Here is a 24027-nt window from a genome sequence, read left to right on the forward strand (position 1 = left end):
TCAGATACCCCAAAGAATCTGCACGCCCCAGACGAAGTAAGCGAACATCGCAACGCCGCATACTGCCTGGAAGAGGAAACGTATTGCAGTCGCCGACTTGCCGAACGCCATTGGCGTCAGGTAATCGGTAGCGATGGTCCACATGCCAACCCAGGCGTGAGCGCCCAGAGCGACCAGAGCCAACAGACTGAAGATACGCATCCAGTTGTTTGCGAACAGTTCATGCCATTGGGCGTAGCCAAGGCCTGGGTGCGCAATGATGTATCCGATCAGGAAAATGAAGTAAGCCGCGAGAACAACCGCAGACACACGTTGTGCCATCCAGTCATAGAGGCCCGAACGCGAAAGGTTCGTGACATTAGTTACCATATCCAAACTCCTGCCAGAACGATTACCACCACGGAAACGGCGATAACGATTTTCGAGCCTCGTTGGCCGCCTTCCAGCGTCTCACCGATGCCCATATCCATGATCAAGTGGCGCACACCGGCTACCAGGTGATACAGCAAGGCGGACAGGATGCCCCAAATCACTAGCTTGGCTAGCGGACTGGTCAGACACGCTTTCACCTGTCCGAAGCCTTCTTCTGAACTCAGCGACTTGTCCAATGCATAAAGCATGATGGCAAGGCTGACAAAGAGGATGACACCGGATATACGGTGAAGAATGGACGTGTAAGCAGTGACTGGGAGTTTGATGGTCCTTAGGTCTAGGTTTACAGGTCGTTGGCTATTCACGGCTTTTTTTCACACTGAAGAGCCCCTAACAATCAGGGCAAAGTTGTTGGGGAGTGCACTGGTCAGGTACCCACCACCCAGGGAGTGCGACCCCCATTAAAGCAGGCCCAAAAGCCCCTGGAGGTCGGAGGCCGAGTATAGACAGTTAGGTCACTAATGACAACGCAATCACCTTCCCCTAATAGCTCATTGCACAAGTGGAATAAAAGGCGTAAATGGCGGGGAATTTCGAGGAAAAAGTCCGGTTAAAGCCTTCTGGGGCAAGACTTTAGGCAAATTGACATTCAAATTTATCTCACTATAGTGGTGCGGGCCCTGCGTGGGGGGTCTGTCTGATGATTTCAAGCATAAATAGGAGGCCACATGGCTGACAAAAAAGCGCAGTTGATCATCGAGGGCGCAGCCCCCGTCGAGCTGCCCATTTTAACCGGCACCGTTGGTCCCGATGTTATCGATGTTCGGGGCCTGACGGCCACGGGCCGTTTCACCTTTGACCCAGGCTTCATGTCGACTGCCTCTTGCGAGTCGAAGATCACCTATATCGACGGCGACAACGGCATCCTGCTACACCGCGGCTACCCGATCGAACAGCTGGCCGAGAAGTCGGACTACCTGGAGACCTGCTATCTGCTGCTCAACGGCGAACTGCCGACCGCAGAGCAGAAGGCCCAGTTCGTCAGCACCGTGAAAAACCACACCATGGTCCACGAGCAGCTGAAGAGCTTCTTCAACGGCTTCCGTCGTGACGCCCACCCGATGGCCGTCATGTGCGGCGTAGTCGGCGCCCTCTCGGCCTTCTACCACGACTCCCTGGACATCAATAACCCGCAGCATCGCGAAATCTCCGCGATCCGCCTGGTTGCCAAGATGCCAACCATGGCAGCGATGGTTTACAAGTACTCCATGGGCCAGCCCATGATGTACCCGCGCAACGACCTGACGTACGCGGAAAACTTCCTGCACATGATGTTCAACACCCCGTGCGAGATCAAACCGATCAGCCCGGTACTCGCCAAGGCCATGGACCGGATCTTCATCCTCCATGCCGACCACGAGCAGAACGCATCGACTTCTACCGTACGCCTGGCGGGCTCTTCGGGTGCCAACCCGTTTGCCTGTATCGCCGCCGGTATCGCTGCACTCTGGGGCCCGGCTCACGGCGGCGCCAACGAAGCAGTGTTGAGCATGCTCGACGAAATTGGCGATGTATCGAACATCGACAAGTACATCGCCAAGGCCAAAGACAAGAACGATCCGTTCAAGTTGATGGGCTTCGGTCACCGGGTTTACAAAAACCGCGACCCACGCGCAACCGTGATGAAGCAGACCTGCGACGAAGTACTGAAAGAGCTGGGCATCACCAACGATCCACAACTCGAACTGGCCATGCGCCTGGAAGAGATCGCCCTGACCGATCCGTACTTCATCGAGCGCTCGCTGTACCCGAACGTCGACTTCTACTCGGGGATCATCCTCAAGGCGATCGGCATTCCAACCAGCATGTTCACCGTGATCTTCGCCCTGGCGCGGACCGTTGGCTGGATCTCCCATTGGAAAGAAATGCTCTCCAGCCCGTACAAGATCGGTCGCCCGCGCCAGCTGTACACCGGCTACGAGTCGCGTGACATCCCCAATCTGGAAGACCGCAAATAAGACCTGTCTTGCGATAACGTCCTGGATTCATCGAGTACGGCCTCTTTAATAGAGGCCGTATTTGTTTGTGTGATGCCCTGCCCCGCCCTCCTGGCATTGCCGCGACCGCCCTACCGCTATCGCGAGCAACCCCACAGTAAATCGATATCCCCCCAACCAAACCACAGGCCGGCTGTCAGGCCGCCATCGCGAGCAAGCTCGGCTCCTACAGAAGTCTTATGCACAACCAACAAAAAATGCCCCGATCTCTCGACCGGGGCATTTCTATTTAACGCAGCTTATATATAGAAGCTCATACATGTCTGTACGTTAGTGCGACACCGCCCCACTCGCGCCCAAACCGGTCTGCGAGCGTACGAATTGCGGGAAGAACAGCGCCCGCTCATTGTCAGCCGCAGCGGACTTGTCAGTGATGGAGAAGAACCAGATCCCGACAAAGGCAATGGCCATCGAGAACAGCGCCGGGTACTCATACGGGAAGATCGCCTTCTCGTGCCCCATGATCTGCACCCAAATGGTTGGACCAAGGACCATCAGACCAACGGCACTGATCAGCCCCATCCAGCCACCGACCATCGCACCGCGAGTGGTCAGCTTCTTCCAGTACATGGAAAGCAGCAGCACCGGGAAGTTGCAACTGGCAGCGATCGAGAACGCCAGACCCACCATGAACGCGATGTTCTGGCTTTCGAACAGAATACCCAGAACGATCGCCAACACGCCCAAGGCGATGGTGGTGATCTTCGAAACACGGATCTCATCCTTCTCGTTAGCCTTGCCCTTCTTGATCACACTGGCGTACAGGTCGTGAGACACCGCCGTGGCCCCGGCCAGGGTCAGACCGGCAACCACCGCCAGAATGGTGGCAAATGCCACCGCCGAAATGAAGCCGAGGAAGATACTGCCGCCCACCGCATTGGCCAGGTGCACCGCCGCCATGTTGTTACCGCCCAACAGCGCCCCCGCAGCGTCCTTGAAGGCCGGGTTAGTGCTGACCAACAAGATCGCGCCAAAGCCGATAATGAACGTCAGAATGTAGAAATAGCCGATGAAGCCTGTGGCGTACAACACACTTTTACGGGCTTCTTTGGCGTCACTCACGGTGAAGAAGCGCATCAGAATATGCGGCAGACCTGCAGTACCGAACATCAGCGCCAGACCGAGGGAGAATGCCGAAACCGGATCCTTCACCAGCCCGCCGGGACTCATGATCGCCTCACCTTTAGGGTGAACCTTGACCGCTTCGGAGAACAGCGTGTTGAAGTCGAAGTTGACGTGCTTCATCACCATCAGTGCCATGAACGACGCACCGGACAACAACAGCACGGCCTTGATGATCTGCACCCAGGTGGTCGCCAGCATGCCGCCGAACAACACATAGAGGCACATCAGGATCCCCACCATAATCACTGCGACATGGTAATCGAGCCCGAACAGCAGCTGAATCAGCTTGCCGGCGCCGACCATTTGCGCAATCAGGTAGAACGCCACCACCACCAGCGAACCGCAGGCTGACAAGGTGCGAATCTGAGTTTGCCCAAGGCGGTAGGACGCCACGTCGGCAAAGGTGTATTTACCCAGGTTACGCAGACGCTCGGCGATCAGGAACAGAATGATCGGCCAGCCCACCAGGAAGCCGATCGAATAAATCAGACCATCGTAGCCAGAGGCGAACACCAGCGCGGAAATCCCCAGGAAGGACGCCGCCGACATGTAGTCACCGGCAATCGCCAGACCGTTCTGCAAACCGGTGATCTTGCCACCCGCCGCGTAGTAGTCGGCTGCCGACTTGCTGCGCTTGGATGCCCAATAAGTGATGCACAGCGTCGCACCGACGAAGACCACGAACATCAGGATCGCCGAAACGTTGAGCGGTTGTTTGTGTACTTCGCCGGTGAGCGCCTCGGCAGCCCAAACTGCCGGTGCGAAGGCTGCAATGCCTAAAGCTGCCAATAGACGCCGGATCATTGCTGAGCCTCCTTGAGAATCGCATTGTTCAGGTCGTCGAATTCGCCGTTGGCGCGTCGAACGTAGATTGCAGTGAGGACAAAGGCCGAAACAATCAGCCCGACACCAATCGGTATCCCCCAGGTAATCGATGACCCAGGGCTGATTTTCGCCCCCAGTAAATGCGGCCCGTAGGCAATCAAAAGGATGAAGCCCGAGTAAAGCCCAAGCATGATCGCCGAGAGAATCCAGGCGAACCGCTCTCTTTTGCTGACCAGCTCCTTGAAACGCGGGCTGTTTTGAATCGAGAGGTAAATGCTGTCGTTCATTGTTTTTATCCTCGCAGCACAGATTTAGTTAGAACGTATTCCACTCTATGCCGCTGCGGAACGGGTTCCAGACGACCTTAGTATTAGAACGATATTAGCGCTGCCGCCAATGACTCCCCCCCAAAACAAAAACAGGGGCCTCTTGCGAGCCCCTGTCTGACCTGTATCCGTAGCAGTTACCGAAGGCTACGCTCGGCTCGCTCCGCGCCCGGACGCAGGCTATGCCAGCTGCTACGGAGCCCGTCCTTATTTGCCGTTGGTCAAGGTGTTGTAGCTGGTCATCAGGTTGCGGTAGTCAGGGATGTGGTTGGAGAACAAGGTGGCCAGCCCTTCCACATCGTTGCGCCAGTCGCGGTGCAGCTCGCAGGCCAGGCCGAACCAGGTCATCAACTGTGCGCCGGATGCCGACATGCGATCCCAGGCCGACTGGCGGGTGAGTTCATTGAAGGTGCCGGAAGCATCGGTAACCACAAACACCTCGAAGCCTTCAGCCAGTGCCGAAAGCGCCGGGAATGCCACGCAGACTTCGGTGACTACGCCGGCGATGATCAGTTGTTTTTTGCCGGTGGCCTTGATCGCCTTGACGAAGTCTTCATTGTCCCAGGCGTTGATTTGCCCTGGGCGGGCAATGTATGGCGCCTCCGGGAACAGCGCTTTCAATTCCGGCACCAGCGGACCGTTGGGGCCGGTCTCGAAACTGGTGGTGAGGATCGTCGGCAGCTTGAAGTACTTGGCCAGATCGGCCAGGGCCAGCACGTTGTTCTTGAACCGGTCCGGTTCGATATCGCGAACCAGCGACAGCAGGCCAGCCTGATGATCGACCAACAGAACGGCGGCGTTGTTTTTATCCAGACGTTTGTAAGAGGTAGTCATTGCAGTAGTCCTCGCTTCTTATCGATGCCGAATAGAAGTCAGCGTCGGGTACTCGGTTAGCGCTGGGAATCCAGCACTTCGTGTTCGTTTGCCACTTGCTGAGCCTTGAGGTAGCTTTCGATCAGCAATTGATAATGCGGCATGGCCTGGGCGTAGACGGCAGCCCACTGCTCGGCGTCGGGGCGGTTCCACGAACCTTGCAGCTCAGAAAGCGCAGCCATGATGTCGATCGGCACCACTCCAGCCTGAGACAAACGTGCAATTGTCAGATCAGTGGCAAGTCTGGAGTGGTTGCCCGAGGCATCAACCACTGCGAATACCTTGTAGCCTTCATGCACGGCGGCGATTGATGGAAAGGCCAGGCAGACGCTGGTCAGCGTGCCTGCGATCACCAGGGTTTTCTTGCCGGTGGCTTTCACTGCCGCGTGAAATTCCGGGTTGTCCCAGGCGTTGATTTCGCCTTTGCGGGCGACGTATTGAGCGTGCGGTGCCTCTTGGTGAATCTCCGGGATCAACGGCCCGTTCGGCCCTTGGGGCACCGAAGCTGTGGTGATCACCGGCATTTTCAACAAGGTCGCGGCTTTAGCCAGGGCGATGGCGTTGGCGCGCAGTTGCGGGACGTCTATATCCTTGACGATCTGGAACAGCCCGCTCTGGTGGTCGATCAACAGCAGCGCACTGTCGGCGGGGTCGATGGTCGGTTTCAGGCCATTGAAGTTGGCCGCATTGGTCATGTTCATGAGCGTTTCCTCTTTATTTTTGGCGACAGCCATCCCTGGCCAGTGAACCGACCTACGTGTCCTGTGTAGAGCGGAGTTGTGTATCAGCCGTGCATCTGGCCGAATTGGCCGGACTGGAAGTCGGCAAAGGCCTGATGGATTTGTGCCTCGGTGTTCATCACGAACGGTCCGTGGCCGACGATGGGTTCATCGATCGGCTCGCCACTGAGCAGCAGCACCACGGCATCGTGATTAGCCTCCAGGCTGATCTGATCACCGTTGCGTTCGAACAAGACCAACTGCCCTTCCTGAACCCGCTCCTGACCGTTGACCTGAACCGTGCCGCGCAGCACCACCAACGCCGTATTGCGACCTTCGTGCAGGTCCAGCGTCAGCGCTTTACCGGCATTCAAGCGAATGTCCCAGACATCGATCGGGGTGAAGGTCCGTGCCGGCCCTTTGTGACCGTCGAATTCACCGGCGATCAGCCTCAGGCTGCCGGCCTGGTCCTTGAGCGCCAGGTTCGGAATATCGCCATCGAGAATGGTCTGGTAGCCGGCGTCAGCCATCTTGTCCCGGGCAGGCAGGTTGACCCACAACTGGACCATTTCCAGAGTGCCGCCACTGCGGGCGAAATCTTCAGAATGGAATTCTTCATGCAGGATCCCCGAAGCTGCGGTCATCCACTGCACGTCGCCAGGACCGATCTTGCCGCCGCTGCCGGTGGAGTCACGGTGTTCCAGCTCGCCCTTGTAGACGATGGTCACGGTTTCGAAACCGCGATGCGGGTGTTGACCCACGCCACGGCGCTGTGTGGTCGGCGCGAATTCAGCGGGGCCGGCGTGATCGAGCAGCAAGAACGGGCTGACGTGTTTGCCCAGGCTGTCATAGGAAAACAATGTGCGAACCGGGAAACCGTCGCCCACCCAATGCGCTCTTGGGCTGGTGTAGATACCGATGATTTTTTTCATGGTGTGCCTCCGAAAGTGGGTGAGTGAAACCATGGACACACCTTAAATCCGACACCTTTGCTACGCTAGACTGCAAAAATCACCCATAGCGTTCTATTTGGAGAACGATAGTGGAAGACCTGAACACCCTTTACTACTTCACTCAAGTCGTGGAACACGGTGGCTTCGCCGCTGCCGGGCGAGCCTTGTACATGCCCAAGTCAAAACTCAGCCGACGTATTTCGCAGCTGGAAGAACGCCTCGGCGTGCGGCTGATTCACCGCACCAGCCGGCACTGTTCGTTGACCGAGATCGGCCAGGAGTACTACCAGCGTTGCCTGGCCATGCGGGTGGAGGCTGAAAGTGCGGCGGAGGTCATCGAACGCAACCGCTCCGAACCTCAAGGACTGGTGCGTATCAGTTGCCCAACGGCGCTGCTCAATTCATGGGTGGGGCCGATGCTGACCCGTTACATGCTCAAGTACCCGCGGGTGGAACTGTTTATCGAAAGCACCAACCGTCGAGTCGACTTGATCCACGAAGGGTTCGATATCGCCCTGCGGGTGCGATTTCCGCCACTGGAAAGCAGCGATCTGGTGATGAAAGTGTTGGGCAACAGCACTCAATGCCTGGTGGGCAGCCCGAGCTTTCTGACGCACCTGTCGTCCCCCTCCTCCCCCGCCGACCTCAGCGGCCTGCCGAGCCTGCATTGGGGGACGGCGCAGCGCGAATATCACTGGGAACTGTTCGGCCCGAATGCCGCCAGCGCCGTGATCGGCCATCATCCGCGGATGGTCACTGACGACCTCATCGCCCTGCGCCACGCGGTGCTGGCCGGCATCGGCATTGCCCACCTACCCAGCGTGGTGGTGCGCGAAGATCTCGCCGCTGGCAGGCTTATCCAGCTGGTGCCGGGCTGGACGCCAAAATCCGGCATCGTCCACGTCATATTCCCCTCGCGCCGTGGATTGCTGCCATCGGTGCGGACCTTGATCGATTTCCTCGGTGAAGAGTTCAGTCAGAGCGACATTGCCTGATTCCAAAGGCTCGGGGGTAAGGATCGGCTACCCGAACTCATTCGTGACTTGCGGTAAACATTGCTTTGCCATTTCGGCGGTTTTTCCATGCGATGCAGACCGGGATACTCGTGGCCATTCCCACTGCAACCATTGGAGTCATGCATGTCTATTCCCGCGTTCGGTCTCGGTACTTTTCGTCTACAGGGCCAAGTGGTCATCGATTCGGTGAGCAGCGCTCTTGAGTTGGGCTACCGGGTAATCGACACCGCGCAGATCTACGAGAACGAAGCTGAAGTCGGCCAGGCCATCGCCGCCAGCGGTATCCCTCGCGAAGAGCTGTTCATTACCAGCAAGATCTGGGTTGCCAACTTCGCCAAAGACACGCTGATCGAGAGCCTCAAGGAAAGCCTGCGCAAACTGCAGACCGACTACCTGGACCTGACCCTGATTCATTGGCCATCCCCTGAAGACCAGGTGCCGGTCGCCGAATTCATGGGTGCGCTACTGGAGGCCAGACAGCAAGGCCTGACCCGGCAGATCGGCATTTCCAACTTTACCGTCGACCTGATGAAACAGGCCATCGCCGCCGTCGGTGCGGAGAATATAGCCACCAACCAGATCGAACTTCACCCCTACCTGCAAAACCGCACAGTCGTCGGGTTTGCTCAAAGCCAGGGCATCCAGATCACGTCATACATGACCCTGGCCTACGGTGAAGTCCTGAAAGATCCATTGATTCAGCACATTGCCGATCGGCATCAGGCCACCCCAGCGCAAGTCACGCTCGCATGGGCCATGCAGTCCGGATACGCCGTGATTCCGTCCTCCACCAAGCGCGCCAATCTGCAAAGCAACCTGAAGGCCCGTACCTTGACCTTGAGTGCTGCCGACATGGAGCTGATCAGCACCCTTGAACGAGATTACCGCCTGACCAGCCCCAAAGGCATCGCGCCAATTTGGGATTGAGCCACTGACGCGCGTGCTGTGGTCAGTGCTGCGCCAGGAAGTGAGCCAGGCGCTCCATGGCGTGTTGCAAAGCCGCGACCGCGTGCGTCAGCGACGCGGCGTCGCGTTCGCCTATGGCCCTTTCCAGATGTTCGCAACACAGGATCAAGCGGTGCGCATTGACGACCCGAGCGCCGCCCTTGATCCGGTGTGCCAGATCCCTTAGGCCATCACGGTCGCGGTTGGCGTAAAAATCCCGCAGCCGGGCCAGGTCCTTTTCATTGCTGGAGGCCAGTTCACTCAGCAAATCGTTGATCAACATCCGGTCTGCACCGACCCATTGCTCCAGACTGCTCAGGTCAATTTCAGCAGATGTTTGCCCCGTGGCCTGTTCAAGCGGTATCGACGTCGCGCCTGAAGTCCTGGATGCCAGTCGAGCACTCAGGTCTTGCAGGCTGATGGGTTTGAACAGGCAGTCATCCATCCCCGCCTCCATACAACGAACCTTCTCCTCGCGCTGGGCATTAGCGGTAAAACCAAGGATCAAACAGGCTTCAAGACCGTTGGCCTTCTCTTCATCGCGAATGGCGCCGGTCAGTTCGTAGCCGTTCATGGCCGGCATATTGCAATCGGTGATGACCACATCGAATGGATGATTTCGCCACAGTTCAAGGCCCTGCTCACCGTCCTCGGCCTCCTGCGTACAATGACCCAGATAGCTCAACTGCCGGGCCAGCAACAGACGATTGGCCGGATAGTCGTCGACCACCAGAATATTCAGCGGCTCAGTGGGCAACTGCTCGACCGTGGCGGCTGGTGTCGGTTGAGCCAGCGCCTGCAAAGCCAGCACCTCCAGCGTGACCTCAATCTGCGTCCCTTCGCCCAGAACACTGCTCAGCTGCAATTGGCCACCCATCATTTCACATAGCGAACGGCTGATGACCAACCCCAGGCCCGATCCGCTACGCGCTGATTGGGCGGGGTTGTCAGCCTGAGTGAACGGGCTGAACAAGCGTTGCTGATCATGAAGGCTGATACCGATGCCGGTATCCTCGACCCGTATTCGAATGGCCAAATGCTCTTGGTGAGTTCCAGGTTCGACCTGCACGTTCAAGCGCACTTCACCCCGGTGGGTGAACTTGATGGCGTTGCTCAGTACATTGGAAATAATCTGTTTGAAGCGCAACGGGTCGATCAGCACTTCACGGTCACTCTTGAGGTCCAGATCCAGGACCAATCGCAGGTGCTTGTCCCGTGCCAGCCCTTCGAAGACTCTTGCTACAGACACAACCAGTGTGCGCAGATTGACCCGTTCCCGGGTCAACGAAAGATGCCCTGACTCAATCCGCGCGATGTCTAGAATGTCGCCGATCAAGTCCAGCAAATCACGCGCCGCGGCGGAAGCCACCTCAATCGAAGAACGGTCAGTGACGCCCTTCTCGGCACTTTTCATCGCCAATTCGAGCATGCCGATCAGCGCGTTCATCGGCGTACGGATTTCATGACTCATGGTCGCCAGAAACGTGGTCTTGGCCCGATTGGCATCGTCCGCGACGTCCTTGGCTTCCTGCAGCTGAAGCAGCAGTTGCTGACGCTTGCGGATCAGGCTGCGCTGATAGGCAATCCAGCCCAACGCAAGCAACAGCAAGCCTGCAGCGAACGCAAACCCCTGAATGATCGCCGCACGATTGCGCAACCAGTAACTGTCTTGCACTGTTGCCTCATTGCGCCAACGATTGGTCAGCTCATCCATTTCTACCGGCGGGATGCTCAACAAGGCTTTATTCAGAATCGAATACAACTCGAGGGCGTCGTGGCTGGTGGCAAAGGTAACGCGCGCCGGTTCCGTGCCCACAGTACTGGTGATATGCAAACGATCGCGGTATCGCCGGGAAATCATGTAACGCGCACTGATCAGTGAGCTCAGCGCGGCATCGGCCTGTCCATTGGCTACCATTTCCATTGCCTGAGCCTGGTTTTCCACATCAATGAAACGGATGCCGGGAGCCGCCGCACGCACAAATTCTCGCAGCCCGTTGCCTTGAACCAGCGCCAGGCTCTTGTCGACCATGTCGTCCAGCGTGCCGGGACTTGTGGGGTCCGTACTTGTGACTAACACAAACGGGTTGACCAGATACGGTCGTGTGAATAGCAAATCGGCCTCGCGCTCTGTGCTGGGCGTAATAACCGCCAGAAGATCGGCCGTGCCATCTTTGACTTTCTCGATTTGCTTGTTCAACGAGCTGCCTCGCAGCACGTCGAATTTCAGCCCGGTGCGCAGGCTGATCCTGGCCAGAACCTGAGCACTGAGCCCACGGAATTCGCCTTTTTCATCAAAAAATGAAAGAGGTACGAAGTCATCGATGATCGCTACTTTCAGCCGCGGATTTTTTTCCAGCCAGCGTTGTTCGCTGGCGCTGAAGTGCAATCCTTGCTGGCCGGTCAGGCTCGTGCTGTCGGCGCTCCAGCGACGCAGGATGGCCATGCGCTCGTCGGTCGGAATCGCCGCCAGGGCCGCGTCGATAATACGCCGCAAGCGCTGGTTGTCGCGGCCCATGGCGAAGGCAAAAGGACTCATCTCCAGTTGGGAGAAGTCCGCCAGCTGGACATTGTTCAGGTAATTATTGTTGATCAGGTAATTGGCGCTGATGGAGTCACCGAGGTACACATCGGCCTGACCAAACGCCACGGCACCAATGGCACTCAGGGTCGAGGGGTAAAGTTGCAGGCTGGCATCAGGGTAGTAGGTGCGAACCACCCAGGGCGGCAGGTAGTGATTGAGCATGGCCAGGCGCTTGCCTGCCAGGTCGGCGGGCAAGTCACTGCTGTCGCCAGTGCGGGTGACCAGGGTCGGCAAGTCGTCGGCGTAAGCTCGGGACATGCTCAACTGCGGGTCGACTGCTTCAAAGCCGTTGGCCGTACCTAACAAGTCCAGCTCCCCGCGTTTCAGCGCGGCAATGACGGCCTCACGAGATTCATAGCGCTGCACTTCGATCTTGATGTGCAGCAACTGGGCGAGCAGATCCGCGTAGTCCGCGGTAATCCCTTCAAAGTCGTGGTTATTGAGGGTCAGGTCGAATGGCGCATAGTCCGGCGACGAGGCGCCGAGCTGCAATACGCCCTTCTCCTTTAGCCAGCGCCAGTCCGCCTCATCCAGCTCGACGCGGTAATCCTGAACCGTCGAGCGCCCCAGCAGATGCAAGGCTTGCATCTGGGCACTGGCGCCCGACGAAAGAAACAGCACCTCGAAATACACCAAGGCTACCAGCCCTTTGCGCAGGAGCGTCTTCATTCAGATCACATGATTACGCTTGGCCAAATCCCTCAAATGAACTGCCGACGTCACATTGAGTTTTTCGATCAAGCGGGTTTTGTACGTGCTGACGGTTTTGTGGCTCAAGAGCATCGACACGGCGATTTCTTTGTTACTTAAACCACGGGCGAGTGCTTGAAAAATCGTCAACTCACGGTCCGACAATTTTTCGATCAATTGCATTTCCGTGCACTGGAGATGGTCCGGGTTCACCGAGCTGGAAGGTAAACGAGGGAAGTAGGTATAACCGGACATCACTGCACCGATCGCTTTGCTCAACTCCTCCAGATCATTGGTTTTTGATATGTAGCCCAACGCGCCGCTTCTCATACAGCGGGCGGAATAGAAAACCGGCTCATGGGAGGTGTACACCAACATCCGGCATGGCGACTCCAGGTCCTTGAGCCGGTTCAAGACTTCCAGACCATCGAGTCCGGGCATGGCGATATCCAGCACGACGAGGTCCGGTTTATGTTCGCGGGCCATTTGCACGGCCTCAACGCCATTGCAGGCCTCCAGAATCGCCTGGAACTTTTCCTTCTGAAGCACCATCTTGACCGCGGCTCGAATGACCGGATGATCATCCACAACCAGTGCTTTACTCATGAAAACTCCTATAAAGCATCCCACCGTCAGGCTTCTGCGGTTCAACCGCGAGGGACTGACAGGCTGCGCAGCGCCGCTGCGCCTGCGCTAATACTCTTGCACGCCGGGGTGAGCTCAACTACCTGTAAGAAATGACAGTTCAGACGAACGGTAACGTTCAAACCTGCACGTTCAAGTGCGAAATGACGGACGCCAGGTGGCTTGTTGCTAAAGATTGTAGGCGTCAACCTTGCCATTCGCCGATTCAAAACGAGCGATAACAAATCAGGGACTGACGTCCAAAACCATCGGGGAGCAACGTGAGAAGTGAAGGCTTGAACAGGCTCGCGCCCCTGAGCCTTTAACCCGCTTTGTTCTGATAAACATCGTGCAGCCATGGCAGCACAGGTACCTTGGCTTCATGGGGGTGGAGATCGACTATTTCCATCAATTGCCTGACCCACTCAAAGTCCGGCATTCGCGCCTGGATTACCTGCACCCTCCGAGGTTGGCCAACCTTGCTCGCAGTGATGTGTAGCTGCTGGCCATCGTAGACAATCCCACGATGTATCTGCTGATTGTCCCCACAGAACGTCAGCAAATCGAGGTCGACTCCGGCCGTCAATGATGCGCTGATCATCACCAGATCGAACGGCTCGCCAGCGTACTCCACCAGGGTTAACAGCTCTTCTACGCAATGCACCGGAGCGATGCGGAAATACCCCAGCTGATTCAAAATCCGCTCGATTTTCATTCGATGGAAATGCTGCTCATCGGCGATCAGGATTCGTAACGTTTTATTCAACATTTTGGCAACCATGACAAATACGTTCCAGCCGACTTGCGTCAGCCAACTTCCGTGAGGGCAGCAGGCTATGCGAGACACGGCCAGTTTTATGTAGGACTTATCTCAAAGAAACCTGCCATTTCCCTACGGATACGCCTTTGTCCCAAGGTGTTGCTGCGAGGCGGATGAAACTGAATGATGGCAGACGTAACTACTCCGTCGTACTCGGACTCCAGAACGCTTGCACCACCAATGTCGAAGTGGAAATACGCGCCACCAATTCATCCAGCTCATCACCATCGACCGAGGTGGTGGCCAGCGTGGCCTCGATCTCCACCTCGTGGGCGCCGAACGCGTGCACATCGACATCGCTCGCCGGGTAATTGCAGCGTTCCAGCTCGGTTTCGAGCAACGACAGCACGGCCTTTTGCTGCGATCGGCGAGCGATAACGTAGACGATATTGGTGACCTCGGCCGAGACCACGTCCAGTGGCTGGCGGTTGATGTTGTTGACTATCGGCCGCAGCAAGGTGTTCGCCGCGAGGACGAACAGCGTGCCGAGCAGCGCTTCAAGGAGCAGATCGGCACCGGCGCAAGCACCGACTGCGGCCGAGGCCCAGAGGGTCGCTGCGGTGTTCAGGCCACGGACGTTGCCCTCCTCTCGCATGATCACCCCGGCACCGAGAAAGCCGATGCCGGAAACCACATACGCGACCACCCGCACGGCCCCTTCGGCGCCACCGAGACGGTTGGCCATGTCGACGAAAATCGCCGCACCCACCGCCACCAGTACGTTGGTCCGCAGCCCTGCTGTGCGCTGGCGGTACTGGCGTTCAAAACCTATCAGTCCACCGAGGATGAACGCCGCACTGAGGCTGACCAGGGTGTCGACCAGAGAGTCCAGGTTGATATTGTTGATCGCTTGCATGAATGCCTTCCTTGATTCTCGTGGCGAGAGGCTTTCGATCGTTCCCACGCGCAGCAAAGGAATGCAGCCCGTGACGCTGCGCGTCACAATTCAGAGCAGACGCAGAGCGTCCAGTGAGGCATTCCCACGCGGGAGCGTGGGAACGATCATCGGTTTATTGCCAGCCGAACCGGCGGATGTAGAAGCCTTTCACCGCCTGGGTCAGTGCCATGTACGCCAGCAGAATCACCGGCAGGAACACGAAGTACAGCGACGGCAACGCCTGCAGTTTGAAGTAGTGCGCCAACGGCCCCATCGGCAGGAAGATCCCAACCGTCATGATGATCCCGGTCATCACCAGCAACGGCGTGGCTGCGCGGCTTTGCAGGAATGGAATCTTCGGTGTACGGATCATGTGCACGATCAGTGTCTGGGTCAGCAATCCGACCACGAACCAGCCCGACTGGAACAAGGTTTGGTGATCCGGCGTATTGGCATCAAAGACATACCACATCAAGGCGAAGGTCAGCAGATCAAAGATCGAACTGATGGGCCCGAAGAACAGCATGAAACGCCCGACATCGCCCGGCTGCCAGCGTTGTGGTTTTTTCAGCATTTGCTCATCGACGTTATCGAACGGGATGGCGATCTGCGAGATGTCATACAGCAGGTTCTGCACCAGCAGGTGCATCGGCAACATCGGCAGGAACGGAATGAACGCGCTGGCCACCAGCACCGAGAACACGTTGCCGAAATTCGAGCTGGCAGTCATTTTGATGTACTTGAGCATATTGGCGAAGGTCCGACGGCCTTCCAGCACGCCCTCCTCCAGTACCATCAGGCTCTTTTCCAGAAGGATGATGTCGGCCGCTTCCTTGGCGATGTCCACCGCGCTGTCCACCGAAATACCAATGTCGGCGGTGCGTAGCGCCGGCGCATCGTTGATCCCGTCGCCCATGAAACCGACCACATGCCCGTTACCTTTGAGCAGTCGAACGATGCGCTCCTTGTGGGAAGGTGTCAGCTTGGCGAAGACGTTGGTGGTCTCCACCGCGACGGCCAATTGGGCATCGCTCATGCGTTCGATGTCATTGCCCATCAACAGGCCTTGTTGCTCCAGCCCGACTTCACGGCAGATCTTCGCGGTCACCCGTTCGTTGTCGCCGGTCAGCACTTTCACTGCCACGCCGTGGGCTGCCAACGCTTTGAGCGCGGGCGCGGTGCTTTCCTTCGGTGGATCGAGAAACGCTACGTAGCCGATCAGCGTCAGTTCCTGCTCATCCGCCAGGCTATAGATATCGCGCCCGGTTTGCATGGCTCGCGCGGCAACTGCCACCACCCGCAGGCCTTCTTCATTGAGCTCGGCGGTGACCTGACGAATCCGCGCCAGCAACTCATCGGTCAAGGCTTCCTCGGCCTCGCCATGGCGCACACGTTTGCACACCGCCAGCACCTCCTCCACCGCGCCTTTGCAGATCAGCAAATGCGCTTGATCCTGCTCCGCCACCACCACCGACATGCGCCGCCGGGTGAAGTCGAAAGGAATCTCGTCGACCTTCCGGAACGCGGTGCCGACTTTCAGCTCACGGTAGACTTCAACGTGCTCAAGCACCGCCACATCCAGCAGGTTTTTCAGGCCGGTCTGGTAGTAGCTGTTGAGGTAAGCCATTTCCAGCACGTCCTCGGACTCTTTGCCCCAGACGTCGACATGTCGCGCCAAAAAGATCTTGTCCTGGGTCAGGGTGCCGGTCTTGTCGGTGCACAGCACGTCCATGGCGCCGAAGTTCTGGATCGCATCAAGGTGTTTGACGATGACTTTTTTGCGCGACAGAAACACCGCCCCTTTGGCCAGGGTTGAGGTGACGATCATCGGCAGCATTTCCGGGGTCAGGCCCACGGCGATAGACAGCGCGAACAGCAGCGCTTCCATCCAGTCACCTTTAGTGAAACCGTTGATGAACAGCACCAGCGGCGCCATCACGAACATGAAGCGAATCAGCAGCCAGCTGACCTTGTTGACCCCCGTCTGAAACGACGTCGGCGCACGATCAGTGGCACCGACCCGCTGGGCCAGGGCTCCGAAATAAGTGCTGTTGCCGGTGGTCAAAATCACCGCCGTTGCCGCGCCGGAGACCACGTTGGTGCCCATGAACAGGATGTTCGTAAGTTCCAGCGGGTTGCGGGTCTCGCCGTCTTGCTGACGGGGGAACTTCTCTACCGGCATCGATTCGCCGGTCATCGCTGCCTGGCTGACGAACAGGTCCTTGGCGCCGAGCACACGGCAATCAGCGGGGATCATGTCGCCGGCCGAGAGCACGATCAGATCGCCAGGCACCAGTTGTTTGATCGGCAACTCGATGCGCTGCGCGCCTTTGACCGCCACCGAAGCGCCATGGAACCTGCCGAACAACGGCGCAGCTTCAGCGCTGAAATCGCGACGCATCACCGTCGCGGTGTTGCTCACCATCGCCTTGAGGGCATCGGCGGCCTTGTTGGACTTGGCTTCCTGCCAGAAGCGCAGCAGTGTGGAGAGCACGACCATAGAGAAAATGACCGTGGCGGCTTTCATGTCATCGGTCAGCCAGGAGATGACCGCAAGCAACGTCAGCAGCAGGTTGAAGGGGTTTTTGTAGCAGTGCCACAGGTGGGTCCACCATGGCAGGGGTTGCTCGTGCTCGACCTCGTTGAGGCCATATTGCTCACGCAGCGCATTGGCCTCGATATCGCTCAAGCCATCGCTGTGGCTGCCAAGTTTTTCCAGCAATACAGGCGCTTCACTGTTGGCCGCAGCGACCAGGGTTTGCGCCAGAGTCGGCGGTACCTCACGGTTGACGGTGACGTCAGTGAAACTTTCCAACAGCGCCAGTCGGCGGAAGTGCCGGGCAAAGTGCCGGGTCCGCAGGAAGCCGGCAAAGATTTCTTTCAACAGGGTGAGCTTCATGGTGTTACTCCCGCACCGCCTGCGCCTCACCCTCTTTCAGGTGACTACGCAGGCAGCCTTAAATCGGAACAATCAGTCATAATTTTTGTGGTCTCGAGGAAGGGCTTTACGCCCGCAATAATCGCAGTCGTACCGGCAGCGCAGGTCGATGTTGCCGGCGATGAGTCAGAATATTGATGATGCCCATGGCTGTTCCCCCCTAACGGTCAGAGCCAGGAAACTACGAGCAGGTATGGCCGACCCGAGGCCTTGCCCGAGTAACAGGCAAAGCGGGTTTGGCCCGCCGGTCAAAAATGACAGGCGCGTCCGTAGCACAGCGATGCGGCTCAAGGCCGGGCATCACGCACTGTTCAGTGTCGATGAGAGAGACGTCGAGATGCAGGCCAGGACTGGCCGCGATCGGAATGCCGTTTCTCGCTTTTCGGCGAGACAACGGCACAGGAGACTGCGCGTTATCTTGCCGAGAATATGCCGGTTACCGAAACCGGCCGACTACTGTCACTCGAACAAGTACCCACTGTGGGTCTCCGCTATTGATGAAAACGCGCGAAGCTTACGCGCCGTTTTCCGGTGAGTAAACCTTCTATACATTTGCGCCTGGTGAATCAGAAAATTCTTCAGGAAGGGTTCAGGTTGGGGGCGAATACGGGTAACCGACTGGCATCAAGGCATGCCGCCGGTGATGAACCTGCAGGTGACTCTTGATCACCCGCAGCACTTTGGCCTCATGCTCATGGATGAAGAAGTGCCCACCCGCCAGCATGTCTATCGAAAAGCTGCCGTGGGTCTCCTTGCTCCAGCCAATCAACTGCTCGGTGCTGGCCCTGTCGGAGGTGCCGCCGAGGACATGCACCGGGCATTTGAGCAGAGGCCGGGCCAGCGGATGGAAACTGCCGCATAACAGAAAGTCCGCGCGCAGGACCGGTAACGCCAGGCTCATCAGTTCTTCATTGGCCAGCACTTCTTCACGGGTCCCTTCAAGGGTGCGCAACTGCTCGATCAGCTGCGCGTCCGTTCTGGGCACGGCCAGTTCCCGATCGTACTCCGCGCGCAGGGTCGGCGCCGCGGTGCCAGAGGCAAACAACGCCACCGGTTCCGAACACCCCAGCGAGCGAAACGCATGGGCCATCTCGTACGCCAGCAAGGCGCCCAGGCTATGGCCGAACAACGCATAGGGCGCCGTCAGGGACGGCTTGCACTCGCTGGCCAGTTGCAGCACCAGCGCACGCATATCGGTCTGTAATGCTTCGTCAAAACGTGCGCCACGGCCCGGCAATTCCACCGGTTGCAAATGCAGCCACTCAGGCAGTTTGCGCCGCCAGCGGCTGTAGACCATGGCACTGGCCCCGGAATACGGCAGGCACAACAGTGTCAGTTTGGTCACCGCGCTTACCTCAATGGGTTGTCTGTAAAGAGAACGGACGAAGGCACGCGTAAATTAGCGATCCTGAATGACTCAACTGCTCAAACATCGGTAACTCTCTACCGCCACACCCAATACCACCACACCCGCTACCTGCGACTCACCGGAAGTCGATACCTGAAAATCGAAAAAACCCGGCACTGGGCCGGGCTTGAACACGCCAACCAATCAAAACTCAGTCGTGTTTGAAGTTGTGCTTGTGTTTGTGCCTCTTGCCACCGGAATGACTCTTGCCACCGTCGTTGGACAAGTTGCTACCCACTGCGCCACCCGCTGCGCCACCGAGGCCGGCACCGATGGTGGATCCGGTCGACCCGCCCACCTTGTTACCTATGATCGAACCACCCGCCGAGCCGAGACCGCCACCAATGGCGGCGTTAGTCTTGCTGCCCTTGCGAGCGCCTACCGCACTCCCCGCTGCGCCGCCAACACCCGCACCAATCGCCGCACCGGTGCTGCCCCCCATTTGCCGGCCAACCATATTCCCTAACGCACCACCAAGACCACCACCAACGGCGGCCGTACCATCGCCCGCCGCCATCGCACCTTGGGCGAGCAAAAGCCCAATAACCAGAGTAGGCAGTGTTAAACGCATGATGTGAACCTCAAGAATGCTGACTATTGGGAAAATGAATATTTTGGATAATGACATGTCCAGCCTCTGGGTCTACCAGACCTGACTAGTTGTGAAGGTTGGACATTTCGTTTAAGGAAAGAGTTTTCACACAGGCAAAAAAAACCTGTTCGCACCCCGCTTGATCACTCGCTCGCAGGTCCCGCTGACGGGTACCAAACGTTGACCACTACTGAGGTTTTTCGCCATTGCCAATGCGCTTGGCAACATCTATCGCCAGGTCCATCGCGCCCTCCATGTCCAGATTATGGATCTCAGGCCTGTAGCCCTCCACGATTGGTTTCCCGTCCGGCGTGTAAGCGGCAACGAGCAACTGCAGGGAGCCGTCCTTCAGGATCTGCGCCTTCACCTCAATCTTGCATCCATTCGAAAGCGTTTCCACGTAATCCACATGGCGCTCAGTCATAACCGCATCCTTCTGAAGTTTAAATCTCAGTAAGGCATACGCCATCCAGTCACGCCACTCCTGACGACGTATCCCCATGCTTACCGGAACAAAGGGGTAGATCTACTTAATCTACCTCCTTTTCCCAGTCCTGAATCACAGACACACCCCCACTACCTCAGACCTTCTTGGCATAGTTACTTGCACCAAACCAATCCACCACCACCACAGTCTCGTCCCCGACCACCCAAGCGTCGTGACCTCTAGGCAGTGACGTGATGTCTCCCGGCCCTGCAATGATCTCAGTACCGTCATCCATGCGAATGGCAAGCTTACCGGCGACGTGATACTGGAAGTGCGGGGCCTGGCAACTAGGTGTCTGTGCCAAAGGTTGAATGTCATTCGACCAGCGCCACCCAGGTTTGAATGTGAAGCGTCCAACCTCTGAATTGCCAATCTTGAGGATTTCCGCTTTTCCGTGTGGAAACTCGCGGGTTTCATCGGGTTCCGAGAAGGATTTGTGCTCGGTTATTTGCTCATGAGCGAACATGATATGGGCCCTCAATTGAGTGGCTGGAAAGCCTGCAGGCAGCGCAAAAGCGTCTAACCGCCAACAAGCCATCGGCATCGCCCCCCATTGATGCGCCTGATAATTCTAGTCCTTAAATCGTGGGAAGCTGACGATCGAAATCATTGAAATCCCGTTGATCGGGCCCTCGATACTTTTCCAGACATGCCGGGAAAAATGGCGTTGCATTTCATCGCCACAATATTGACGTCGGCACGCGATAAGCGCGCAATACTTCTTCACCGATTGCCGCCAGGGAAAATCAAAATGGCAAACATCACAGTGTTAGCGGGGGATTTCCTGCAGGGTGATGGAGAATATCGAAATGGCACTTTCACCCTCAGAACCCCCCTCAATCGATGGCCTGGAATCACCCTCCCCCTTTCGGCGCTGAAAACGCTGGAGGTTGCCAATGAGGAATCTATAAAGAAAGTCAAAGACGCCATAGGTCTCGGTATAGCAGGCGCAATGTTGCTCGGTCCCATAGGGGCTATCGCCGGTTTTATGTTGGCGGGCAAAGAGACCGAGGTGACTTTTATAGCGACACTCAAGGACGGTCGAAAGCTGCTGGCTGCTGTTGACAGTACGACCTATCAAGAGATTTCACGGCGAGTTCATGCATAGCGTCTTCCTTTGAAAGCACACCGCACCACTGAGGTGGTGCGGCGTACCTCGCGCCCATTTGAACTTCTGCATTGCGCCAAGGGGTTACTGGCTTGGCAGGGGAACTTCTCGCGGCGCTGGTACCAGTTCGGGTATGGCTGGCAGCGTCACGGGTTTGGCGAGACTTCCTTCAATTTGTCCAGACAGGTAAAAGACCCCCGCCATCACCCCGGAGGTAGGGTTCTCAACAAGCTTAAGCCACGCCTGGTCAAAGGCGACGCTCAGGCTTTTGCGAACCTGCGCTTCAAGGTCCGGCCGTTCGCTCTCCTGGGTGATGGCGTGGACACCTGCCACTCCCATGGAAATCAGCGAGCCTACTACCCGGCCGGCTACCACAGCAATAGCGCCTGCAGCACCCCTGCCGGCGAGCTCAGCCTCCAGTTTTGCGCTGGTCTGTTTCGCCACTGACGTAATACCTGCGTCCGATGCCCCCGCTGCCACCCCTCCGGGGGCATTATGGATCCGATTGATCAGGGCTGCATAAGCCGGCTGCCTGGCGAGCGGATTGGCGTGGACAATCTGATAGAGCGAAGCGCTGTGGTCGGGTGGGGGCGCCAGCACGATCGCTGGAATGTCTTTGAGCCGCCGGTCGAATTGATCCGCAGAAACACCATAGCGCTGCGCTATTTCCTGAAGTGCTTTGCCCAGGACCTGGACGTAGAGTTGCGTTGCCTGCATCAGAATCGTATCGGGATCGATCTCCACGGCGGCAGGGGCCAGCACGCGATCGTGGTACTGCTCCTGCAAATAGGCAGTCAATCGTTTTGCCGAAGGATCCGTCTCGCCCTTTGCGTTCAGCGTGTACCAGGTCACCTTCATGGATAGCCATTCCTGGGTCCAGTAGCTGGTATACCACGGAATGAAGTCCGACTCGGTGCGCTGGTAGACGAGGTCCCTCCAGTGCTCCATGGAGCCGCGAGCGTAAGTTTTGGCTTGCTCTGTCGCGGCTTGCGATGCGGCGACGATGTCCCGATCGACTTGCTGCCAGATACTCTCCGTGATCGGAACCGGCGCAGTCACTTCAGGGACGCGATAGGGTGTGGCGCAACTCACCAACGCAACCATCAAGACGACGATCAGGGATCGCAAATTCAAGATCGCAGCCCCCCAAAACAGACTCGACAACGGTAGCCCATCCGCCATCGCAGATGTTTCAACCAAGCCCTTCACGCTGCTCATACCGGTTTATTTGCTCTGCAATCCTCAACGGGCGCTCTCTTCCCTCCCAACAAGCTGCAGATGGTGCCTTTGCAGCCTTTCCAGCCCCCCCATCCGAACGGAACATTCAGCGCGTCCGCCTACGGTGCATTAAGTATAGGTGGCGAAAAAGGGATCAAAAAAATCCGGCGAGAAGGTACGGTTTCGGCTCACACCCAGGCCAGTCATCCGCTGACGAATGAGGACGGTCCGGACGTCATTGGCATCCTTGAACATGCCCTGAATCCCTGGCGCTGGTCCCAAACCGCCTTTTTTCAGACGACAGAAACCACGAAGCCCCTGACTTTCTCCAGGAAAGTCAGGGGCTTCGCGTGTTTCTAATATGGCGGTGAAGGAGTCCGCCACTTTAGTGTTTCTAGAAGTCCATAGTCGGTTAATTACCTCAATAAAAATTCTATAAAAACATACAGTTGACGAAGATATTTTCTTTTGTGATCCAAGCGTAACTACGGGAAGCCAGGGTCCAAGGTATGGGCTGGAGTATGGGCTGGCATTCATTTAGATTGAGTCGTCAGCCTTTCATAGGAGGTGATCGATGGCATCTCTAACGACAAAAGCGGTAGAAAAAATAGTCAGATCGGGGTTACCCGGAATGACCAACGATGGTGACGGCCTCTACTTAAAGCTCGGCCGTACCGGTGGCGCCAGTTGGATCTTTCGCTACAAGCTCGCTGGCAAGAGCCGAGACATGGGACTGGGTAGGCACCCCGAAGTAAGTCTTGCGGTAGCCCGCGAAAAAGCAGCAGAAGCCAGAAAGCTGAGTAAGTCCGGCGTTGATCCGCTTACCTGTCGGGATGAGGAGTTGGAGCGGCAATGGCTGGAAAAAGAAGCTGAACGTTTAGCTCAGGATGCAGCCAGGGCCAGCAAACCCAGAGCATCAACGCCAAAACCGATCGTGCCATCAGTGTATCCCGACTTATAATCCAACATGAAACCTTGCGCCCACTCTTCGGTTTTCGAAGGGGCAGCGGTGCCATCACGGTTGTCGTTATTGAAGTAGTAGTTTTTCACTCCCAAGGTAGCTTTACTATCACGTAGGAAGTCAGCATACGCTTGGGTACTCAGAGCAATACTGCTCAGCGCAAAAATTATAGAAACTTTTTTTCTTATTCACCTATAGCGCTCCGGTTTTTTTATTTTAATCAACACAATCAATACAAAAGACAGCCAATCCGCAACAATACAAACAGATAACTGTCAGACAGCTTTTATCTATATAAAAACATGCAGCACGAAAATTCAAACACTTAAATCTCTACTACCACTTTTCCAGCCATTATTTAACCGATTCCAAAGCATCGCCTATCAACGCTGATAACGCCAATCACATTAAACATACAGCCCCTGACTAAACGGATCACTCAGCAATAATCATTACTACTTCTACGAGCATGCTTTAGACAGGGGAAATGTTGTTCGGTCAATATGTTT

The 24027-nt window shown here is 56.9% G+C and carries 23 protein-coding genes and 1 pseudogene; 5 read left to right on the forward strand and 19 right to left on the reverse strand.

Going from position 1 to position 24027, the window contains the following annotated elements:
• Together sdhD and sdhC are read right to left on the reverse strand one after the other, a co-directional pair.
• The gene (gene sdhD, locus AC07UI_RS18785) at positions 1–369 is read right to left on the reverse strand and encodes a succinate dehydrogenase, hydrophobic membrane anchor protein (RefSeq protein ID WP_494993922.1); all 369 of its coding nucleotides are present in this window, start codon (positions 367–369) and stop codon (positions 1–3) included.
• On the reverse strand, positions 363–737 hold the full coding sequence (sdhC, locus tag AC07UI_RS18790) for a succinate dehydrogenase, cytochrome b556 subunit (protein WP_494993923.1): 375 nt from the start codon (positions 735–737) through the stop codon (positions 363–365). The genes sdhD and sdhC overlap by 7 nt, the downstream gene beginning before the upstream one ends.
• Positions 738–1100: 363 nt before the next feature.
• Between sdhC and gltA the strand changes: the two genes are divergently transcribed.
• Positions 1101–2390, forward strand: coding sequence for a citrate synthase (gene gltA / locus AC07UI_RS18795; protein WP_494993924.1), 1290 nt, complete (start codon positions 1101–1103; stop codon positions 2388–2390).
• A gap of 309 nt (positions 2391–2699) precedes the next feature.
• Here the strand turns inward: gltA and AC07UI_RS18800 are convergent, their stop codons facing one another.
• The 5 genes from AC07UI_RS18800 to AC07UI_RS18820 form a co-directional block, all read right to left on the reverse strand.
• Entirely contained in the window at positions 2700–4358 is a 1659-nt protein-coding gene (locus tag AC07UI_RS18800; protein WP_494993925.1) for a cation acetate symporter, read from the reverse strand.
• The gene (locus tag AC07UI_RS18805; RefSeq protein ID WP_494993926.1) at positions 4355–4666 is read right to left on the reverse strand and encodes a DUF485 domain-containing protein; all 312 of its coding nucleotides are present in this window, start codon (positions 4664–4666) and stop codon (positions 4355–4357) included. The genes AC07UI_RS18800 and AC07UI_RS18805 overlap by 4 nt, the downstream gene beginning before the upstream one ends.
• A gap of 246 nt (positions 4667–4912) precedes the next feature.
• The gene (gene ycaC, locus AC07UI_RS18810; RefSeq protein WP_494993927.1) at positions 4913–5539 is read right to left on the reverse strand and encodes an isochorismate family cysteine hydrolase YcaC; all 627 of its coding nucleotides are present in this window, start codon (positions 5537–5539) and stop codon (positions 4913–4915) included.
• Positions 5540–5595: 56 nt separating this feature from the next.
• A complete protein-coding gene (locus AC07UI_RS18815; RefSeq protein ID WP_494993928.1) occupies positions 5596–6279 on the reverse strand; it encodes an isochorismatase family protein in 684 nt (227 codons plus the stop codon).
• 83 nt (positions 6280–6362) lie between these two features.
• The gene (locus AC07UI_RS18820) at positions 6363–7229 is read right to left on the reverse strand and encodes a pirin family protein (protein ID WP_494993929.1); all 867 of its coding nucleotides are present in this window, start codon (positions 7227–7229) and stop codon (positions 6363–6365) included.
• 107 nt (positions 7230–7336) lie between these two features.
• Here AC07UI_RS18820 and AC07UI_RS18825 point away from each other — a divergent pair, with 107 nt between their 5' ends.
• Positions 7337–8245 (forward strand): LysR substrate-binding domain-containing protein, encoded by a 909-nt coding sequence (locus tag AC07UI_RS18825; protein ID WP_494994079.1) that lies wholly within the window; start codon positions 7337–7339, stop codon positions 8243–8245.
• A 144-nt stretch (positions 8246–8389) separates the two neighbouring features.
• Entirely contained in the window at positions 8390–9193 is an 804-nt protein-coding gene (dkgB, locus tag AC07UI_RS18830; protein ID WP_494993930.1) for a 2,5-didehydrogluconate reductase DkgB, read from the forward strand.
• 22 nt (positions 9194–9215) lie between these two features.
• On the opposite strand, the gene AC07UI_RS18835 is transcribed toward dkgB, so the two are convergent.
• The 9 genes from AC07UI_RS18835 to AC07UI_RS18875 form a co-directional block, all read right to left on the reverse strand.
• Complete coding sequence (locus tag AC07UI_RS18835) at positions 9216–12464, reverse strand: transporter substrate-binding domain-containing protein (RefSeq protein ID WP_494993931.1); 3249 nt, start codon at positions 12462–12464, stop codon at positions 9216–9218.
• On the reverse strand, positions 12465–13091 hold the full coding sequence (locus AC07UI_RS18840; RefSeq protein WP_494993932.1) for a response regulator: 627 nt from the start codon (positions 13089–13091) through the stop codon (positions 12465–12467).
• Between the two features lie 340 nt (positions 13092–13431).
• On the reverse strand, positions 13432–13878 hold the full coding sequence (locus tag AC07UI_RS18845) for a response regulator (protein ID WP_494993933.1): 447 nt from the start codon (positions 13876–13878) through the stop codon (positions 13432–13434).
• A 190-nt stretch (positions 13879–14068) separates the two neighbouring features.
• Positions 14069–14785 (reverse strand): MgtC/SapB family protein, encoded by a 717-nt coding sequence (locus AC07UI_RS18850; RefSeq protein ID WP_494993934.1) that lies wholly within the window; start codon positions 14783–14785, stop codon positions 14069–14071.
• Between the two features lie 154 nt (positions 14786–14939).
• The gene (gene mgtA, locus AC07UI_RS18855) at positions 14940–17705 is read right to left on the reverse strand and encodes a magnesium-translocating P-type ATPase (RefSeq protein ID WP_494993935.1); all 2766 of its coding nucleotides are present in this window, start codon (positions 17703–17705) and stop codon (positions 14940–14942) included.
• A gap of 628 nt (positions 17706–18333) precedes the next feature.
• Positions 18334–19089, reverse strand: a complete 756-nt coding sequence (locus AC07UI_RS18860) for a thioesterase II family protein (RefSeq protein ID WP_494993936.1) — start codon at positions 19087–19089, stop codon at positions 18334–18336.
• Positions 19090–19303: 214 nt separating this feature from the next.
• On the reverse strand, positions 19304–19723 hold the full coding sequence (locus tag AC07UI_RS18865) for a glycine zipper domain-containing protein (protein WP_494993937.1): 420 nt from the start codon (positions 19721–19723) through the stop codon (positions 19304–19306).
• A 208-nt stretch (positions 19724–19931) separates the two neighbouring features.
• A complete protein-coding gene (locus tag AC07UI_RS18870; RefSeq protein ID WP_494993938.1) occupies positions 19932–20168 on the reverse strand; it encodes a hypothetical protein in 237 nt (78 codons plus the stop codon).
• Between the two features lie 157 nt (positions 20169–20325).
• Entirely contained in the window at positions 20326–20697 is a 372-nt protein-coding gene (locus AC07UI_RS18875) for a cupin domain-containing protein (protein WP_494993939.1), read from the reverse strand.
• Positions 20698–20982: 285 nt separating this feature from the next.
• Between AC07UI_RS18875 and AC07UI_RS18880 the strand changes: the two genes are divergently transcribed.
• Positions 20983–21339 carry a hypothetical protein gene (locus AC07UI_RS18880; RefSeq protein WP_494993940.1) on the forward strand — a complete coding sequence of 119 codons (357 nt, stop codon included), beginning with the start codon at positions 20983–20985 and terminating at the stop codon, positions 21337–21339.
• A gap of 84 nt (positions 21340–21423) precedes the next feature.
• Here AC07UI_RS18880 and AC07UI_RS18885 read toward each other — a convergent pair whose 3' ends face one another.
• Together AC07UI_RS18885 and AC07UI_RS18890 are read right to left on the reverse strand one after the other, a co-directional pair.
• Positions 21424–22557 carry a hypothetical protein gene (locus AC07UI_RS18885; protein WP_494993941.1) on the reverse strand — a complete coding sequence of 378 codons (1134 nt, stop codon included), beginning with the start codon at positions 22555–22557 and terminating at the stop codon, positions 21424–21426.
• A gap of 129 nt (positions 22558–22686) precedes the next feature.
• The gene (locus tag AC07UI_RS18890) at positions 22687–22941 is read right to left on the reverse strand and encodes a hypothetical protein (RefSeq protein ID WP_494993942.1); all 255 of its coding nucleotides are present in this window, start codon (positions 22939–22941) and stop codon (positions 22687–22689) included.
• Positions 22942–23131: 190 nt separating this feature from the next.
• Here AC07UI_RS18890 and AC07UI_RS18895 point away from each other — a divergent pair, with 190 nt between their 5' ends.
• Positions 23132–23518, forward strand: coding sequence for an Arm DNA-binding domain-containing protein (locus AC07UI_RS18895; protein WP_494993943.1), 387 nt, complete (start codon positions 23132–23134; stop codon positions 23516–23518).
• On the opposite strand, the pseudogene AC07UI_RS18900 reads toward AC07UI_RS18895, so the two are convergent.
• Positions 23452–23706 (reverse strand): annotated as a pseudogene (locus tag AC07UI_RS18900) (OprD family outer membrane porin); the annotation flags it as partial. The gene AC07UI_RS18895 and the pseudogene AC07UI_RS18900 overlap by 67 nt on opposite strands.
• Between the last annotated feature and the right edge of the window lie 321 nt (positions 23707–24027).

Source organism: Pseudomonas sp. GW821-FHT04C07 (assembly GCF_059420325.1).

Bases quoted from the DNA above. Each gene is read 5' to 3' on its own strand.
- AC07UI_RS18800 (WP_494993925.1), bottom strand. From the start codon at position 4,358: ATGATCCGGCGTCTATTGGCAGCTTTAGGCATTGCAGCCTTCGCACCG.
- ycaC (WP_494993927.1), bottom strand. From the start codon at position 5,539: ATGACTACCTCTTACAAACGTCTGGATAAAAACAACGCCGCCGTTCTG.
- AC07UI_RS18885 (WP_494993941.1), bottom strand. From the start codon at position 22,557: ATGAGCAGCGTGAAGGGCTTGGTTGAAACATCTGCGATGGCGGATGGG.
- AC07UI_RS18870 (WP_494993938.1), bottom strand. From the start codon at position 20,168: ATGACTGAGCGCCATGTGGATTACGTGGAAACGCTTTCGAATGGATGC.
- AC07UI_RS18845 (WP_494993933.1), bottom strand. From the start codon at position 13,878: ATGTTGAATAAAACGTTACGAATCCTGATCGCCGATGAGCAGCATTTC.
- AC07UI_RS18835 (WP_494993931.1), bottom strand. From the start codon at position 12,464: ATGAAGACGCTCCTGCGCAAAGGGCTGGTAGCCTTGGTGTATTTCGAG.
- AC07UI_RS18840 (WP_494993932.1), bottom strand. From the start codon at position 13,091: ATGAGTAAAGCACTGGTTGTGGATGATCATCCGGTCATTCGAGCCGCG.
- AC07UI_RS18865 (WP_494993937.1), bottom strand. From the start codon at position 19,723: ATGCGTTTAACACTGCCTACTCTGGTTATTGGGCTTTTGCTCGCCCAA.
- AC07UI_RS18805 (WP_494993926.1), bottom strand. From the start codon at position 4,666: ATGAACGACAGCATTTACCTCTCGATTCAAAACAGCCCGCGTTTCAAG.
- AC07UI_RS18850 (WP_494993934.1), bottom strand. From the start codon at position 14,785: ATGCAAGCGATCAACAATATCAACCTGGACTCTCTGGTCGACACCCTG.
- mgtA (WP_494993935.1), bottom strand. From the start codon at position 17,705: ATGAAGCTCACCCTGTTGAAAGAAATCTTTGCCGGCTTCCTGCGGACC.
- sdhD (WP_494993922.1), bottom strand. From the start codon at position 369: ATGGTAACTAATGTCACGAACCTTTCGCGTTCGGGCCTCTATGACTGG.
- AC07UI_RS18815 (WP_494993928.1), bottom strand. From the start codon at position 6,279: ATGAACATGACCAATGCGGCCAACTTCAATGGCCTGAAACCGACCATC.
- gltA (WP_494993924.1), top strand. From the start codon at position 1,101: ATGGCTGACAAAAAAGCGCAGTTGATCATCGAGGGCGCAGCCCCCGTC.
- AC07UI_RS18820 (WP_494993929.1), bottom strand. From the start codon at position 7,229: ATGAAAAAAATCATCGGTATCTACACCAGCCCAAGAGCGCATTGGGTG.
- AC07UI_RS18875 (WP_494993939.1), bottom strand. From the start codon at position 20,697: ATGTTCGCTCATGAGCAAATAACCGAGCACAAATCCTTCTCGGAACCC.
- AC07UI_RS18880 (WP_494993940.1), top strand. From the start codon at position 20,983: ATGGCAAACATCACAGTGTTAGCGGGGGATTTCCTGCAGGGTGATGGA.
- dkgB (WP_494993930.1), top strand. From the start codon at position 8,390: ATGTCTATTCCCGCGTTCGGTCTCGGTACTTTTCGTCTACAGGGCCAA.
- AC07UI_RS18895 (WP_494993943.1), top strand. From the start codon at position 23,132: ATGGCATCTCTAACGACAAAAGCGGTAGAAAAAATAGTCAGATCGGGG.